We start from the raw sequence: 16,832 nt of genomic DNA on the forward strand, positions 1-16,832 counted from the left end.
ACTGTGCGGTAATGACGTTACCACTTGGCGCGGGGTGCGTGTATCAGCGGTCGGCGGCGTCGCCGTCCGGGCTGCCGATGATGGCGAAATTCACCGTCGCGGTGGCTGCCAGCTCGCTTTCGCTGTCGCCGTAGATGTCGATCTGCATGACCAGCGACCGGCGCCCGGCCCGCAGGACTTTCGGGACGGCCAGCGCGGAGCCCTGCCTGATCGGCCGCAGGTACCGGATCACGAGGTCGGAGGTCGTCATCGCGGTGCCCGGCAGCAGGTACTGCAGGCCGAGTTGTCCGCCCGCCACGTCGGCCAGGGTGGCGATCAGCCCGCCCTGTAGCGCGCCCGAGGTGTTGACGACCTGAGGGCTGACCGGCATGGTCATTGCGAAGCCGTCGTCGTGAAAACTGGCCGGGCGCAGGCCGATCCGTGCGAACAGTTCGGCCAGCGAGGGATCGGGGGTGTCGTCGTCGGCCTCGCGGATACCGAGGGCGCGGCTGCAGAAGTCGTAAAGTTGGCCGGAATCGATCGGCGTCCCGTTCAATTCGGTTCCCAGCCAATGCAATCGGAGCGCGCCGACCATGGTCTGCATGACGATCGCGGCGGCCGCGCCGACGTCCAGGCCCGGGTTGAAGACTCCCTCGGTGATGCCCTGCCCGATGATGTCGCGCATCAGTCGATGCAGAGGCGAAAGGACCCGGGCGTATTCACGCGGCCGGGTTTCGGCCAGGTTCTGGTTGTAGAGGCTCAGCGCGCGGTTCAGGCTGTCCTGGGTGCTGGACTCCGGCTGGGCGCCTACCCGGTCGATGATCAGTTTGAGCGCCGCGGTGCTGTCCAGGCCGGCGGTCTCGGCGCGCCAGGTCTGTGCCGCCTGCGCCATCGTCCGCTCGAAGAGCGCCAGCAACAGTTCGTCCTTGCTGCCGAAGTGTTGGTAGAAGGCCCGCAGCGAGGTTTTGGACCGGGCGACAACCTCCTGCACGGTGAAGTCCGTGCGTCCCGTCTCGCCGAGGATCTCGACCGCGGTCTTGATGAAGCGGTCGGCGCGGGTGACTTCGGGTTCGTCGGTGGGGCCGGCCATGGGCGGTCTCCTCCTCCTAGGGCGTGGCACACGCTGTGAGAATGAGATTACCGCCATCCCGTTCGATAGGGTCGGGCGGTGAGCGTCGGCGCCGCTGGTGGGGGAGCGGCAGATGATCGTGGCCTGGTAGAGCAGGCGGTTGTCATGGTGCTTGGCGAAGCGCCGCCGGGCTGGACGCGCGTGAATATCGCATTTGACGCCGCGTCGTCGGCGGTGACGGCGACGGCGGACGGACGGGCGGCGCCGCTTTCGGTGCCTCTCCAAGCGGTCGAAGCGCTGAGTGAATACCACCGTCAGGCAGTGTCCAATGGGTCGTCGTGGCGGCGCCTGTCGGTCGACTGCCGGTCCGACGGGACGCTGTCGATGCGCAAAGATGATGGTGCGCGCGGTGTTTCGCTCCGGTGGCCGCAGCGCCTGCTGGCTGCGATCACGGTGTCGTGTCTGGCCGCCGCCGCAGTGGTGTTCGCAGTCGGATGGCGGCGGTCGGAGCCACCTCGCCTGGGGGTGCTCGCCGTGCCACCCCCGGCGCGTGCCAAGGCGGCGTTCGCGGTGCTCGAGCAGTGGTATGCCGCGGAAGACCGCGGTGACGCCGCACGAATGCGGGAACTGTCCTGCGCTCATCCGGCGCAGTCGCTTAGCGACTGGATCAACACCATCGCGTATTACGGCCAGGACCAGGGCCTGATCTTTCCCGATGCGTTGACTCAGTTCCGCGACGACGGTGAAACCGTGTGGGTGAAAGTGGCGGTGCGGATCCGGCCGATCGACGACCGGATGAAGCGCGAAGTCGAGGAGGCGCAGGCCCGTGGCGGGTTCGTCTTCGAGACGGTGACTTTCGCCGACGAAGGCGGCACGCTCAAGGTCTGCGATGGCCAGCGCTGAGCCGGGCGGGGTCCGGCGCCGGGCGCGAATCACGATGATGCTCTGGGTTTTCGCGGCTGTGTCGTCGTTCGCGCTTTTAATGTTCGCGGTCGTCGGTCGAGACCCCGGCGACGGGCCGACGTTGCGGCCGAGGGCGGTCGGCGACTCGATGACCGAAGCGCAGGCTTACGAGGCTGCCGATAGCACGGTGCGGGCCTGGGTGCGGGAACGCAACGCACGACACCTGGCCAACCTCGAAGCGCTGACGTGCCCGGACAGCGAGGGCACCGTGACCTCCGAGGTCGACGGCGTCCGCAAGAACGAACCGGTCGGCAAGCCGATGCGCGTGGTCTCCACGGGGGCGCTCGCCCGCCACGAGTCGCTGTGGACCATGAGCACGCACTTCGACAATGACGTCAGCCTGCAGTTCGTTCTGGGCGTGCGTCAGGGTGAATTGCTGGTCTGCCGGATCGCTTCCGCGCCAGTGCCATGACTAGCGTGATCGCCGTGACGGTGTCGAACGGGGGGTGGTGTTGATGCCGGATTCGTCGATGCCCCCGCAGGGGTTTCGCTGGATCGAGCCGCCGCCGCCGCGGCGGCGCTCGCGCCGATTCTGGTGGGTCGGCGCGGCGGTGGTCGTCGTGATCGCGGTGGCAGTCGGCGTCGTTGTGGTGCTGCGCGGTCACGCACCCGGCCACGGCGCCGACGTATCCGCTGGACGCCCACCTATCGGGACACCGCAAGACCTGCTCGTGTCGTTTCCGCTGAATCGCCGACCGGTGCCGGGTTGGCAGGTGAGCGGCACTGATATCGGACTGCCTGCCGGCGTCAAGGTCGGAGACCTGTTCTCCCGTAACGGCACCAAGGCCTACTTCATCACGCTGGAGGGCTGTGACAAGTCCTGCCACAATCCGACGGGCTGGCTGTACGGTCTCGAAACGACCACTGGTGCCACCCTTTTCCCGCCGCTGGCGCTGCCGGGCTTTTTCGGCACCAACTCGGATTGCCACAGCAATGGTCCTGCGGTGGCCGTCTGCACGAGCCGCACCGAAGGCCAGGAAGCGCATCTCCCGCCACCGGGAGCATGGGTGATCGATCTCGATCACGGTGCCCTGACCTACCACGGACCAAACACCCTCAATCCCAGCATCATTGGCGGTGGCATCCAACTCGAGGCCGTGGGTTACAAATACGGCCCTTCCTATTTGGTGGCCGCCCGCCCCGGCGAGGGCCTGCACGGTATCGGCGCACACGCTGAGCTGACCTGGTTCCTGCCCGGCAGCGGGCAGATCAGCGTTCCGGGAGCGTGGAACCCCGACATCCCGCCACTGACTCTCGCCGTGCAACCGGCGAAGTCTGCCGGCGATGACCGGGGAGATCAGGTCTTTTCGGTTGTTGACGGCAAAGTCCTGACGCCCACGCCGCCTTCGGGCACGCGACTGGAGGCGGCTGTCGTGTACAACGGCGGGTTTGCCTACCAGGTCGATGCGGGCTCGGCGACGGGTACCCGAATGTACGACACCACCGGACGTGAAGTGGGCCGGCAGCAACCCGAGCGCAGTTACCCACGGCAGAACGCCGCGATGCTGACCCTCGTGGTCGGAGGCAACTTCCAGATCTACGATGCGGCAGGCAAACTCGTCGCGACGATCCCGTCGCGCGGTCTGGCCGCCGATTTCGAGACCATCGGTCCGAAGGTGTACATCAAGACCGCGGGCAGTGGTGACGGCACGGAATCTGCCTGGCAGCAATGGGACCTGCGCACCTCAGCGTCCGGTGCCACCTGCACCATGGCCCTGGGGCCCGACTATGCCGCCTCCGATGGCACCGTGGTGGTCACCAACAGTCATAGCGGCGACGGGTCCCACTACGTCGCCATCGACACCACGAACTGCCAAAGCCAGTGGGAGATAACCGGAAAGACCTGGATCCATAAGGTCGGCACGGGCCTGATCGAAGTGGACCATGACCGGGACAAGGTCTCGTCGTTACGGGAACCCGCGAAGTAGTAACGGTGCAATCGTTGATCGGCCGGTTGTCGCCGCGACTACGGTGGTTGCCGTGACGCGGCATGGGGACGGGTGGTGATGTGATGGTGCCGGGTGCGCCCCCGTCCGGCGGGACGCCACAGCAATTTCGTTGGGTGGATCCCGGCGGGCAGCCCAGCGGGTCGCGTTCGCGGAAGAGGTGGTGGTTGGGTGCGGCCATCGGGTTGGTGATCGTTGTGGTTGCGGGTGCTGTTGCGGTCGCGGTGTGGGGCCCGTTTCGTCAAGGTGACCGCGGAGCCGCACCTCCATCTGCCGCCCCGCCCGTAGGTAGCCCAAAAGATCTGTTGTTGTCGTTTCCGCTCAACCGTGAACTGGTGCCGGGCTGGCAGCTCAAAGCACCCGATATCGGCTTGCCGGCCGCGGTTGGAGTGGGTGAGTTTTTCGCCGGCAGCGGCAACACCGCCTTCTTCATCACCGACCAGGGTTGCGAGAAAAAATGCGCCAATCCGGTGGGCTGGCTGTATGGCATCGACATGAACACGGGTAGGCCAGTCTTTCCCCCGATCTCCCTGCCGGGCTACGACTCGGGTGCCGGGCACTGTTACCGCAACGGACCCACCGCGGCGATCTGCACTACCACCGACGATGGGCTCGACCCCGGCGGCAGGCCGCCACCCGGCCTGTGGGTGGTCGACCTGCAGCGCGGCGCGCTGACGTTTACCGGACCCAACACTCTGAACCCGACACTGGCCCAAAATGCCCCGGCTTTGAGGGTCGCGGGCTCCTATGTGGTGCTCGCACTCCACGACCAGGGAGTGTTCGGTATCGGTCCGCAGGGCCAGCGGACGTGGTCCGTTGCGGGTAGCGGCGTGTTGCAGGCGCTGGGAACCCCCGCCGCTGCGGATCTGCCGGCGCAGCCGCTCATTGTGCAAGCGCCGAGGTTTCCGCCGCGCAGCCCGACGGCCGACCAACGGTACCAAGTGATCTCGGTGGTTGACGGTAGAGACCTGACACCCAATGCCCCGTCGGGCACCAAGCTGGAAGAGGCCGTTGTCTACAACGGTGGGTTCGCCTACCAATTCGACGCGGGCACGGTGACGGGCACCTTGATATACGACTCCGACGGGCGGTTGGTCGGCCGTCAAGAACCTGCTAGAAGCTTTCCGCAACAGAATGCGGGCATGCTGACCCTGCGGGTGGGAGCCAAATTCCAGATCTATACCGATGACGGCAAACTGCTCATCGAGATCCCCGCGCAAGATTTCGGTGGTCAATTTCAGACGATCGGAACGAAGTTATTCGTGAGAGCGCCCGAGGGGGCCGGCGGTGACGAGAGCTGGCAGTGGTGGGATCTGCTGACCCGCCAGCCAGGACCCACCTGCAGGATGCAATTGGGCGCCGAATACGTCGGGTCCGACGGGACGATCGTCATCTCTCGCAGAACGTTAGAGGGCTATGCGGCCATCGACACCTCAAGCTGCCGGACGCTGTGGCAACTTCCTGCAGCGAAGAGGATCGACATCAGGAAAGTCGGGACCGGGCTAGTGCGGATCGATCACGAACAGCAGACGATCAGTTCGCTGCGGGCACCGAACTGACGACCGGCAACGGCTATTCGCTCTGTGACCGGCGGACCTGCGCCACATCCTCGGCGATCAGGTCGTTAATGCGGCTGGTCAAGCTGTGGGCCGTCATCGGCGTCAAAAACTCGAAGCTCTGCGTGTAGAGATAGTCGCCGTCGCCTTCGACCGCCACGCACACCACTGCTTTCTTCGAGTGGCTGAATCCCCATTCACGGGCAGGTCCCCAGTGGCTCTGCACCCTGACGCACCTTGTCACCTGCGATCGTGGCACCGAGACCGTGTCAGTGTGGCGATCACGATGCACCAGCGGGACGATTTCGTTCACGTCGAAGGAGGACGGTTGCACGGTCCGCCGGACAAAGTCGGGGATCGCGATTCTGGCGTGCCGTCCCGGCGTGGTCAGGGTGAGCGCCTCGGTAATCGCTGGGCCGATCTCATAAGGCGAGACGGCGTAGACCTCGACGACGTGGTCGTCGGGTCGTTGTGCGGCAATGAAACCGTGTTGACCGCGACGATGGGCGAGCAGGCGTCCTCGGGGCGCGACCACCGAGCTCACCACGCATTCCACCCGGATATCTGCGTCGAGGTAGGTCGAGAACCATCGATTGAAATCGGACAGGTCGCCCCGACAGAGTCGATCCCGCACCGCAATCTTGTGCACCTCGTATTCCTGATAACTGGCGAAGGGTGATGATCGCAAGTGCACAAATGGATGCGGCATGAACTCGCGGCCGTAACTGTCGCTGATGGCTTGGAGGTCGATCAGGTCCAGGCGGCCTACCTGGTTGAGCGCCACTCGCTTCACTGGGGTTCTGCGGTAGATCTGGGCGGTTTGCTCGGTCCGTCCGATTCGTCTCCCACGACGGGTAGCACCGCTTCTGCTTCGCCGATCACATCCTGTCCATGACGGGCGTGACGCAGTGCTTTGCTGACCTTGTGCTGCTTGTCCGCACCCGCCCCGCCGCGGTGTCCGGCGACGGGAGCCCCGGCACCGCTTGCACCAGCCCCCGCGCCCGCTCCGGCGCGGGACACCGGTGCGGATGACGCGGTGTTGCCCGCCGATGCCAACTGAGCAGATGGTTTGCCGACGGTGGGCGTACGTGAAGCGGTGCCGCCGGTGCCGCCGCCCCGTCCACCTCCGGACCCCGGTGCTGCGCTCGCCCCCTTTAGTCCGCTGGGCCCGAGGCCTAGTACGCCTTCAGGCAACGCGGCATGGCCGTCCTTGCCGCCTTGCGGGATCTGGCCCAGCGCCTGGTTAGCGGCGTTGCCGGCCTGCCCAGCAGCGTTTTGAGCCTTTTGCGTCGCGTCGTTGGCCGCGTCTCCGGCTCCTTTCGCGGCGTCACCGAGACCCTGCATTGCGTTGGTCGGCATGGTTGGAGCGTTCGGTTGGGCGGCTGACGGGTCGGTCCGCCCCGCCGGTTGCAGCGACGGCATGTCGGGCAGGCCCAGCCCACCCGGCCGGAGTCTGCCCGGGGGGCTGTCGCCGAAGCTCGGCGAGCCGGGTCCTCCGCCCGGCGCGCCCGGCACCCGAGGCGGACCTGCCGACATGTCGGGGTGGCGCTGGCTGACCCATTCGATCGGCGGATTGTAGAAATCTTGAATCGTCGTCCGTGCCATATTGTCGTAGATGGCCATCAAGTCGTCTAGGCGCTTCTGGTCGATGCTGTAGTCGCCGAGACTGTTTTCGCCCATCATGTTCGCTAGGTCGGTGTTGAGTTTGGTATTCATCGCCTCGAACCAGTCTCTGGTTTCTTTGACATCACGTGAAAACGTGTCGACCAGAGGGTCCATGCGCCTGGTGGCATCAGCCAGCGAAGTCAGATAATTGGTGGAATCTGACGCTTTTTGCAGGATCGCCGAGACCGTAGCACCGGACAGGGTGCCTCTCGCCAGAGCAATTGCGTCCCGAAGTTGCTGTTCAGCTGTCCGCAGGGCTTCCGCAATCCTGTTCCAGGCGTCGTGGTGCCCTGGGGCCACGTCGTCGGCGGCGGGCGCCAAAGCGTTGTACCCGTCAAAGAATTTCAGAATATGTTCGAGTGGAACGGTTTTGGTGATTTGCCCGGCCATCGGGGTGCTCGCCATGTCGTTGAGAGAACCGAACAGCGTCTTGCCGATTTCTGAGTTCCCGAGGCTGGGGGTATCTGAATAGCAAGGAATTAGCGGATCGTTATGATAGGGGTCGTCCGGGATATCCCATTGCAACGTATTTTCCGACATAGGTGGTCTGTCGCTCAGGCGAATCCGGCGGCGTTGACCGCGCTATCCATCTTGCCGAATAAGCGCGTTGTAGGCTGCTTCCGAAAAATTCTGCAATGCCGTCACGAGTTCCGCGAATTCATTGAGCCGGCGGCGGATAGCTTCGCCCGACTCGTTGATATTTTTCGCAGTTTCGGTCGCGGAAAGAAAACGTCCCACGCCACCCACGTCTATGCGTAACGCCTGTGCTGCTGTGACTTGCTCGCTGACGGTATGGGCCAGGACGGTCAGAGAGTCGTGCCATGACCGCACCGCCTTGGGATCCAATTCGAGAACGTCCGACGGTAAGTTATTCGTCCACTGCTGTATCTGACGCGTCGGGCCTGCCAATGCATCAACTGGCGGCGGATTTTCCAGAGACAACGCAATTTCCTCCCAATTGAACGCGGCCGTCCGGCTGCATGTAGCTACCCCCGATGCCGGCCTTCGAACGTAACCTCAGGGACCTCTGAGGCGCGATTACCGGCGCGGCCACCGTCCTCTCCCACCTTCTGCAAGTCAGGATAAAGCACCGGGAACATGAAAAGCAGCGGCAATACCTTCTGCCGCGGCTGTGCATGGTTGTTGCGATCATCGCCGGCGCCGTACCCATCGCCCTCGAAAAGGCCTCATGAGGCTTTCTTCCGCAGTGAATCGTTTCTGCGCGATTTGCAGGAGTGTCGGGGACGGGATCTGCTGAATGCGTCCACTGTCGCCCACCAGGAAAACCGCCTGTCGCGGGTCCTCCTGAAACGCCTCGGGGTCACCCGAGCTGAAGCGGCCCGGGGCGTACACCGACCAGCCGAGGCTGAATCGATCGGCGACGAGCTCCGTTGTGGGGTAATCGATCTGGCTCTTCGCCAGGTGATCGCGGACCGCCGATATCGCTTGATCGGCGGTCGGCGGCGAAGCGTACTCCTTTCGGTGACCCGCCAGGCGCGCACGCCGGAGGCTTTTGTACCAGGTGGATAGACCGAGGATGGCGCCGTACCACGCGGCGATCCCGCCGCTCAGGCCGATCAGTGGGTAGTAGAACGTCAAGCCGGTGGCTGTCAACGCAAGCAGGAGCGCCGTCGCGTTTGCCGCAATGAGAAGCACGGGCGGAATGATCAGCGATCCGACTCCTACCGCAGTGTTGAAGCGCCCCCGAGCCGGCTGGTCCGGTGGCTCAGCTCCCATGGCAGTGAGAGATCCATACATTCCCCACGGGACAAGGAAGATCACGACCGCGGCCGTCATCGCGAATCCGCCAATGGTCAAAGCCGTGTCGAGAGTCGTATTCATCGTGTCAGGCCGGCGAGGCTGAGTTGGTTGAACGCGCCGTCGAGGTCCGAATCAGCGAATTGATCAAAGATCGCGGCGAGGAGCTGGCGCGTGGCAGCATGCGCGGTGGCTGCTGAGAGCAGCCGATGGCAGGCGCTTTCGAGACCCGGGCCCACTATTTGCGCCATTGCATGGACGCATTCTTCTGGCGTCCAGATCACCGGCAGCGGGTCATCGAGTTCGTCGAAGGTGTCAGTAGCCCCACGCCACCAGCGCCCTTGATCCCACCAGTAGCAAAAGCTTAGGAGGCCATTCTGATTGCGGGTGTTCAGCACCGAATCGTTCACCCATGCCGGGGCGCCGCAGTAGAGATCGGGCAGTGGGTCACCACGTTGATAGGCCGCGGTCAGCAGGGGAGAGTTCCAGCGGCCGCCGGACAGTACTGCGCGGTTGCCGGGTAACACAAACAGGCTCGACCCGCTGCGCCCATCGGATTCGTACCAGGCCAGGCCGGCGGAAATCCGCGGCCCCCAATCGGAGCGCGCCCCTGCGTACACCGCGGAAAGGACGGCCCAGCGGGCCCACGTGTCAGGCAGAGGTTCGATATCGTCGGATTCCGTAGCCCGGCGACCGGCCGCCTGTTCTGCCGCGACCGCCAAGGATGCCTGCGCCGGCGAGCGCCCCTGTGCGGTCGGGCCGGCCACATAGCCCGCGAGCCACACGGGCAGTTGGGCGCGGGGGTAGGCGGCAATGTCGTCCCGGTAGTTCTCCGCCGGTTGCAACTGGCCATCGGGGAATGGCTGCTCGCCGTAGTCGTAATCGGCCCGCAGCCGACCCTGACTGGTAACCGAAAGCAGCATGCGCCACCAAGGCCCGGCAGACATCTGAGCGCTGACCTCCCGCTGTGCACGGACCAGTTCCAGCACCGATCGGGGCACAGTGACCGGCTGCCATTCGGCGCCGCTGTCGAAGACGCAGTCAGCAGTTCCGGCGCGAACGGTCAACGCAAACACCGCACGAAGCTCCCGCCACCCAGACGGTCCGAGCAGCGCGAGCTCCTGGGCGATCGGCTCAAGCAAGGCCGACGCCTGCTCGTCGATGCGTCGGTCCTTGTCGGCCGTCTCAATCTGTTGCCGGGGTACGTCGTCGACCAGTGAGAATCCTTGGGTCACCAAGGTATTCCGTATGGAGGCCTGGTCGAATGCGTCGGCGAACTCGGACATGAACCTTGCCGGATCCTGACGCGTCGCGTGGCGAGCCAAAGCGTGTTCTCGCTCGGTGAATCTTTGGCGTGCAAGCTGTGGCGGTGTCGACGAAGAGGTCACCTCGATTCGCCCGCTGTCCCCCACCAAGAACACCGCCCGCCCCACCGGCATGCGCAAGAAAGCCGTCGGGTCGTCGGTGTCAACGTTCACTGGCGCGTATACCGACCACCCCGACTCGAACCGCTTGGCCACCAAACCTGCTGTAGGGTAATCCATTCCAGTTCTGCGGATGTACTCGGTCGCTGCTGCGACCGCTTCCTCTGCGTTGCGGCTCAACGTGTTTCACCGCACCGAATCGGTAGCGATGCGCGTTGGTCCTTGCCGCAGATTGGTCCGCCAACCTCACAATCTGGACGCTCCGCTGAGTTCAATGCGACCTCCTTTGCATAGCCGAAGTACAAGTGCGGCAGCTGATTCGTCGTGGCGGGCATGTGTGCTAGGTGACATCCCGGCGAACCAGCCGTTCGACCTCGTCAACGGATTCAAGGATCAGGTGGCTGAAGATCGTCGAATCTGGTTCGCCGAGGATGACGTTGCCCGCTGCTGACATCACCTCCGTTTTATATTCGTCCTCGGTGGGCGCCAAGCTCACATCGGCACTGTATCCACGCTTGTATAACTCGGCGCCCAACTGAGGGGCCCCGCGAACCGTTCGAGCTATCGATGCCCATCGCCAGATCAGATATTTTTCGGCGAGTTCGAGTGTGGAGAACCTGGCCGTAGCGTGGTATCGCCTACCACGTTCGTCGACTTCGTCGAGGACCCACCAATTGTGGTCGTATCGTAGGTGCAGCGCCTCCTCGGTGGACCTGAAAAGTATCTGGCAGTCCGCACAGTCGAACGATACGGAGGCGTCCGAAATACCTGCTGCGCCAGTCCATTCGAGCCATGCCGAGGTCAATCTGCTGAAGTCGCTCATCGCTCACCTAACGGTTTGAGGAAGCCTGAATCGATAAGAGCCTGTACTGATGGTCGCTGACCGGGAGGTGCAACAATCCGATACTGCGTGCCGCCGCCCGGTTGATGAAACCACGGCGCTGCGAGGGATCTTTCTATGTGGTAGCCAGGTGGCAGCGCTGCCGGGTCATCGACCTGGTATTGAAAATATGGTTTGGTCGCGCTGTCGGGAGGAAGTGCCCGTTCGGCGAACAGCACGCCGGCCGGCGAGAGGTATCCGCCGCCAGGCCAGCCGAATCGGTCGAGGACCGCCCCAGTGGCGAGTCGTGCGTCCGCGATAACCGTGCCGGGTATGGCGTACGGCTTGGACGGCAGGCTGTCGTCTGGGTAGATGAGACTGCCGTCCGGGTTGGTGAATTCCGGTCCGGGATCCGTCGGCTGGTAGCCGGCGAAGAGCGGGGACTCTGGCGGTAGGTGGTGCGCGACGAGCCCGGGCGGCGCTGCGGCGTCGCCGCCGCCCGCTACGTTGCCCACCGTCTGAGCGGCATTTAGTTGGCCGGGCCGTCCATCGAGGAGTTCGATGGGGTTACCATGCCGGTCCAGGTAGCCCACTGCGGTCGCATCGACCGCCTGCTCGCCCCACGACGGTGGCCATCCTGATCGTTCGAAACGATCGCCGATCCTGCGGTAAAGATGCACTGTACCGGCTTCATTGACGGCAACGTACGCGTGTCCGCCCTGTGCGGGATCGCTACTCCATCGCGATGCCAAGATCGCTGCGGACCCGTCACCGTGCCGCAGCAGCGCATCCCCGACTTCCGCGTAATTGGCAAAGTGTGAGGCCGATCCCCAGGCCTGGAACAGATCTCGCGCCGGCAACCCCGAAGGGCCCGGCCGGGCCTCCAGCGAGACCTGCCGGTTGTAGTGCGCGGCCAGGAAGTCGGTTACGTCGTGGGCGCATCGGCCTTCTTGGGGCAGGCTTCCCGCGTAGCTATGCGTTGCATCGTGCGGGTATGGGTCGGATCCTTTGCCGCCGTGCACATCGCTTGATTCAGGATGGCCGGAATGCCAATGCGGATCCCATACTCGGCGGTCCGTGGAATAAGCCTCCCCGTTGGTCGGCTCCAGCTGCAACGGTCTGCCCTGGGCGGGTTCATCCGTGCGCCAGCCCCATTTCCACCACGCCCGTTCAGTGCGACGTGCCTCGACGTGTACCTCGTCGAAATGCTCCGTGGCGATGCGGCCGAAGTTGGCCAAAGACTCAGTGCGCACACCAAGCATTGCGTCCTGGTCGTAGTAAGACGTATGGGTGCCCTTGGTGTCCCACCGATCCATGTGCTGCGGAAACTCAGCGGTGATGCGGTGTGCGCCGAATGCCGCCATGGCTGGATCGATGCCCAATCCGCGGCCGAAAAGACGTCCGAGCGATCCGGGTGTGCGACCACCGAGCGCCGTCACGAAGTCCCGCGACGATGAGGCGACGAAGACGCGCTCACCGATACCGAAGTCGCTGGCGTGGCGCTGTGGACCCGCGCCGGGGGAGCCGGCGAGGGTGACGCTGCGTACGTGTCCGGCGAACTGCCCCGCTTGTCCGGCGTAACTGGTAGTGGTCGACCCGTATGAGTGGCCGAAAACGTGGTTGCCGGTGAAGCTTTCGCCGTCCGCGCCGGTCGCGGTGCTCGCGTTGAAAGCCAGGATATCGCTGTGCAGGATGGCACCGCCATCGCGGGCCAACCCGTGGAATGCGACACGCCAGAACCCCTTGCCGCTGGGAGCGTCGTAACCGATCCACGCGATGGACGCGGCGGTCGAGGAGGGGTCCTCCAACTGCACAGATTTCAGGTGGTTGAGCGCGCCTTGCAGGTTTCCGCCGAGAGTGTCGATGCTGTTCATCATTCCCGGCACGTGCCAGGACACCGTTTCCGCGTGAAATGGGTCGTGACCCACGCTGACTACGATCCGGCCGTCACCGCCGAAGGCGTGCGGATCCAACGCCAGGACATGCACCTCGGCGCCGAGATGAGCGGCGTCTGCTCTGGCGTCGTCGAGCGCCTCTCGAATCTCGTTGTACCGCCTGAGTTCTCTTACTTCGCGACGGTTCAGGTGTTCGCCCGCGTCTCTGCGAGCCTGCAACTCGTCGTGCAATCGGGACAGCTGATGCTCGTTCGCCTCGGTGCGCGCCCAGGCGGGAATGCCTTCGGCATTACCGATTTCGCGGGAGTAGGAGTCGATCAGCGCGCGCTGTTCCTCGCCGCCGAGCTGGCGCCACCAGGCGGCGTTGTCCCTGGCCCGTTGCTCGCCGAAAGTGGTGTCCGCCAGGTGATGTCGAACCTCTTCGGGGCGGACCGGCGGAATGCGTTTCCACAATGCCTCATTCGCCACGCCCTGCGCGCGTGCGGCATCCGGGTCGGAGGCGACCCCGCGGCCGCGGTCACCGGCGTCGGGGTCTGACGCCGGAGTGGCGCCTTCTAACGCATCGCCGTCGCTTCCTCGGGCCACGCTCCCCGGTTCTGCTGACTCATCCAGAGGGCGCGAGACATCGCCACCCTCGAGAGGGCGTCCGTCGGTTCGTGAGTGTAGGTCTGCTTGTTGATGGTCAGGCTGTGCTCCAGCGTGGGTTCCGGCGGCTGTGCCAGTGAGACGGCCGTCATCTGGTAGTCGATGGTCTCGGGATCCTCCCGGGTGCGCCGCAGGGTGATCCGCCATTGGTGCGGGTAGATCTGATTCCCGGCCGGTCGGCCCGACCGCTTTGCTGTCGTGTAGGTTTCGGCCACCACGTTTGTCGGCAGGCTCGAGTGCGTGGTGACGATCCCGGTCTCCGAGTCGATTATCAGCTTCGCCTGCCCGATTGGCTGGCTCGCGGTGCTGCCCTCCGGCAGGATCGGGGTCACGACCCAACCCATCTCGAACGGCGTCACCCGAAACATACGATCCGGGAAGATTCGTGCCAGATAGGCCAGCGCCTGTTCCTGGGTCGCCAGCTGCACCATGTCGGCCTCCTTGGATGGGTGCGGGTCCGAAGTGATCGGCGGCGATCGGGGTGGACCACAGATATGCGGATTCGTTGACGAGCATGGCGGGCGGGTGATCGCTGGTGAGGCTGTTCTGGGGATCCCACCACACCGGGCCGGCGGCATCGCGCGGATAGACGATGACGGTGGCGTGCGAGCCGTCCAGCAGGGGCGTTCCGTCGGAGTGGTACATCGGGTTGCCGGCCGCGTCGCGCGCGTGCCACTCGCTGACCACCAGCGCCGAAGACCCCGGTCCGAGCAGCGCAATCTCCCGGTGCAGCGCGGCATACTGCTGTCGTATCGACAGGTTCTGATCAGACAGGTGCAGGCCGTCGCCCAGCCAGGCCTGGGCCCGGTCCAGCCCGCTCGCCTCTCCGCTCGTCAGGTCGATCGTGCCATCGGGCTGCTGGTCGAGGAAACGGGGGACCGAGACCGTCGGGTCACCGTGGAACGACGCCAACGCTGCAAGCGCGCAATCCAGGCAATTGTTGGCTCGTCCGTCGATAGCCGGGCCTCCGTCATTGACGAGGGCACCATAGGCGTTGGTACGTGGGTCGGCCCCTATCTGGTACTCGCCGTTCGGGTTTCGCAGAGCCTGCTCCAGCGCGGTCTGATGCGCGTGATCTTCGAGCGGAGCAAGCTCATTGGGTCCGTAATTGCGATGATTGGCCGGGTTGCCGACACCCGTCGGTTCGGCGGGATCGGGTCCCGGCGACGGGAGGTCGTCACCGCCGCGCGAAGTGTCGCCCTCCGGACGCCGGGGCGGCGGGTCGTCGGCTGCCGGGTGCCGATCTCCACCCTGTGGACCCGGTGGGCGCACGGTGTCGGACGGTGTCGGACGAAACCGGACGGTCTCGGGTGACACCGCGGCCGCGACGATGGGTGGCGTGTCTGCTGTGGTGCGTTGGAGAAGTGGATCGGGATTGTTCTCCCCGTGTTCAGCGCCGCCCTTCCCATGGCGGGGCGCAGAATCCGCGCGCCGCACGGTGTCGGCGTGGGTCTCGCGCGCAGATCGACTCTCCGGGGCCGCAGGACGCGACCTGTCCGCGGTGTCAGCGGTGCTGTCGCGGGAAAGCTTTGCGTCTCCTGCTGACTGGGCATCCCGTGGCGCCTGGCCGTCGCGCGGTGGTTGGTCGTCCCGGGCCGACGCAGGGTCGCGTCGCGGCTGCGGGTCGCGAGCCGGCTGCGCATCGGGAGCCGTTCGGGTGTCGTGTGGTGGCGGAGGATCACGTGGCGGCGGTGCGTCACGCGGAGCCGGGACATCACGCGATGGCGTTGCTTCCCTAGGGATTTCGTGACTCGGCTGTGCGGCGACCTCAGGAGCGGGAGCCGCTGCGCCCCGCACCGGATGCGGGTCCGCACCTGTCGGCGCGACGGCGTCGGACGTGCGGGCGGCGGGGGCAGCTACCGCGTCGGACACTCCCGCGCGCGCGGCCGGAGCCTGTGGGCCGGTGGTCGACGGGCCGGCATGGCCGGCGGGCGCCGCGGGCGGTCCCGTCGAAGCTGATGCGCCGTGGCCGGCAGCCGGTGACGCGGCGGACGGCGATCCCGTCATCGGGGCGTCGGTGACGCCGGTGTGGGACGTGGGTGCGGAAGGGTGCGGGGTTGCGGTCTCGGCGCCGGCAAACCCACTGGGATTCATAGGTACTGCGTCGTGCGGCTGCGAACCGAGGTTGAACGGTACGTCCACATCGGCAGGCCGAGCGGCGCTCACGTCGGCGGGCCGACCGGCGACGCTCGGGGACGACTCGATCGGCGTCTGCTGATGCTGCGTCGCTGGCAAGGGTTCGACCAGAGGACTGCCCGGCCGGTCGCCCGTCAGCACGGGTGTGTCCGGGCCGCCGCCGTGCACGCCCGGACTGCGCACCCCGTCCACCGCACCGAACACCGCGCCGGCGCCCATCGCGTCGGCGAGATTGACGTGTCCGGTCAAGGCCTGTTGCGCCGCCGCCGCGCCACCGGCATTGCCGACGAACGACGCGCCGAAGTTCTTGGCGCGGTTACCTAACGCGGAGCCTGCGTCGAAATCGTGCGCGCCCTTGAGGATCGGTCCCATGACAGCGCCCGAGATGGCGCCGGACGCGACGTCATTCCGCCAAGAATCCCAGTCGAAGTCATGCCGGTTGCCTTGCACCATCTGCTGGCCCTGGATGCCCGCGTTGAGTCCTGCGGAGATGCCGGCGTTGACCGCCGCACTACCGAGTGCGCGCGTGACGAGCTGGGCGATCACCCGGGCGAGGGCTTCGGAGGCTACTTTCGCGGCTGCTGCCCGAATGCCTTGGCTGATAACAAGTTCGATGCCGGCGATGGCTGCCGCAGCCTCGACGGGAGCGCCCCAGTTGATCCATGCAGACGCGGCCAGCGCGACCAGAGTCGCCGCCAGCGCGGCAAGATTCGCGATGAACATCTCTTTGGCGAACTCGATTTCGGTCGCCACATTGTCGACCGCGTCCGCCAACTGGCGTAACTGCCCGGCGATCTGGTCGATCGACGAGCCGTACGGTTTGAGCAACCCGTCCAGGGTGTCGTGAAGCTCGCCGGACGCGAATCCGGACAAAGTCGTCCGCGTGGCGGCGGACAGTCCATCTCTGTGCGACTCCAACTGATCTGCGTAGTGCCGCCATCGGTCGGCCTGGCGGCGGCACGCAGTCTCGTCTCCT

11 protein-coding genes and 2 pseudogenes are annotated in these 16,832 nt (G+C 65.3%); 4 read left to right on the forward strand and 9 right to left on the reverse strand.

Features of this window, described 5'->3' with window-relative positions; genetic code table 11:
- Positions 1-43 precede the first annotated feature (43 nt).
- A complete protein-coding gene (locus ACNQS7_RS28845) occupies positions 44-1,069 on the reverse strand; it encodes a hotdog fold thioesterase (RefSeq protein WP_418015223.1) in 1,026 nt (341 codons plus the stop codon).
- A 78-nt stretch (positions 1,070-1,147) separates the two neighbouring features.
- Here ACNQS7_RS28845 and ACNQS7_RS28850 point away from each other — a divergent pair, with 78 nt between their 5' ends.
- From ACNQS7_RS28850 to ACNQS7_RS28865, 4 genes are all read left to right on the forward strand, one after another.
- Positions 1,148-1,951 carry a hypothetical protein gene (locus ACNQS7_RS28850; RefSeq protein WP_418015224.1) on the forward strand — a complete coding sequence of 268 codons (804 nt, stop codon included), beginning with the start codon at positions 1,148-1,150 and terminating at the stop codon, positions 1,949-1,951.
- Complete coding sequence (locus ACNQS7_RS28855) at positions 1,938-2,423, forward strand: hypothetical protein (protein ID WP_418015225.1); 486 nt, start codon at positions 1,938-1,940, stop codon at positions 2,421-2,423. The genes ACNQS7_RS28850 and ACNQS7_RS28855 overlap by 14 nt, the downstream gene beginning before the upstream one ends.
- 43 nt (positions 2,424-2,466) lie before the next feature.
- Complete coding sequence (locus tag ACNQS7_RS28860) at positions 2,467-3,939, forward strand: hypothetical protein (RefSeq protein ID WP_418015226.1); 1,473 nt, start codon at positions 2,467-2,469, stop codon at positions 3,937-3,939.
- Positions 3,940-4,265: 326 nt separating this feature from the next.
- Positions 4,266-5,516 carry a hypothetical protein gene (locus ACNQS7_RS28865; RefSeq protein ID WP_418015227.1) on the forward strand — a complete coding sequence of 417 codons (1,251 nt, stop codon included), beginning with the start codon at positions 4,266-4,268 and terminating at the stop codon, positions 5,514-5,516.
- Positions 5,517-5,529: 13 nt separating this feature from the next.
- Here the strand turns inward: ACNQS7_RS28865 and ACNQS7_RS28870 are convergent, their stop codons facing one another.
- The 8 genes and pseudogenes from ACNQS7_RS28870 to ACNQS7_RS28905 form a co-directional block, all read right to left on the reverse strand.
- On the reverse strand, positions 5,530-6,297 hold the full coding sequence (locus tag ACNQS7_RS28870) for an ESX secretion-associated protein EspG (RefSeq protein ID WP_418015228.1): 768 nt from the start codon (positions 6,295-6,297) through the stop codon (positions 5,530-5,532).
- 5 nt (positions 6,298-6,302) lie between these two features.
- Positions 6,303-7,718 carry a hypothetical protein gene (locus ACNQS7_RS28875; RefSeq protein WP_418015229.1) on the reverse strand — a complete coding sequence of 472 codons (1,416 nt, stop codon included), beginning with the start codon at positions 7,716-7,718 and terminating at the stop codon, positions 6,303-6,305.
- Between the two features lie 42 nt (positions 7,719-7,760).
- On the reverse strand, positions 7,761-8,120 hold the full coding sequence (locus ACNQS7_RS28880; RefSeq protein WP_418015230.1) for a hypothetical protein: 360 nt from the start codon (positions 8,118-8,120) through the stop codon (positions 7,761-7,763).
- A gap of 207 nt (positions 8,121-8,327) precedes the next feature.
- A complete protein-coding gene (locus ACNQS7_RS28885) occupies positions 8,328-8,975 on the reverse strand; it encodes a hypothetical protein (protein ID WP_418015231.1) in 648 nt (215 codons plus the stop codon).
- A 41-nt stretch (positions 8,976-9,016) separates the two neighbouring features.
- Positions 9,017-10,456 (reverse strand): hypothetical protein, encoded by a 1,440-nt coding sequence (locus ACNQS7_RS28890; RefSeq protein ID WP_418015232.1) that lies wholly within the window; start codon positions 10,454-10,456, stop codon positions 9,017-9,019.
- A gap of 244 nt (positions 10,457-10,700) precedes the next feature.
- Positions 10,701-11,183, reverse strand: coding sequence for a hypothetical protein (locus tag ACNQS7_RS28895; protein WP_418015233.1), 483 nt, complete (start codon positions 11,181-11,183; stop codon positions 10,701-10,703).
- Positions 11,180-11,695: pseudogene (locus ACNQS7_RS28900) on the reverse strand (TNT domain-containing protein); the annotation flags it as partial. The gene ACNQS7_RS28895 and the pseudogene ACNQS7_RS28900, both read right to left, overlap by 4 nt.
- Before the next feature lie 927 nt (positions 11,696-12,622).
- Positions 12,623-16,579 (reverse strand): annotated as a pseudogene (locus ACNQS7_RS28905) (toxin glutamine deamidase domain-containing protein); the annotation flags it as partial.
- Between the last annotated feature and the right edge of the window lie 253 nt (positions 16,580-16,832).

Origin of the sequence: Mycobacterium sp. 23 (genome assembly GCF_048287075.1) — a bacterium.
Lineage (GTDB): Bacteria > Actinomycetota > Actinomycetes > Mycobacteriales > Mycobacteriaceae > Mycobacterium > Mycobacterium gordonae_B.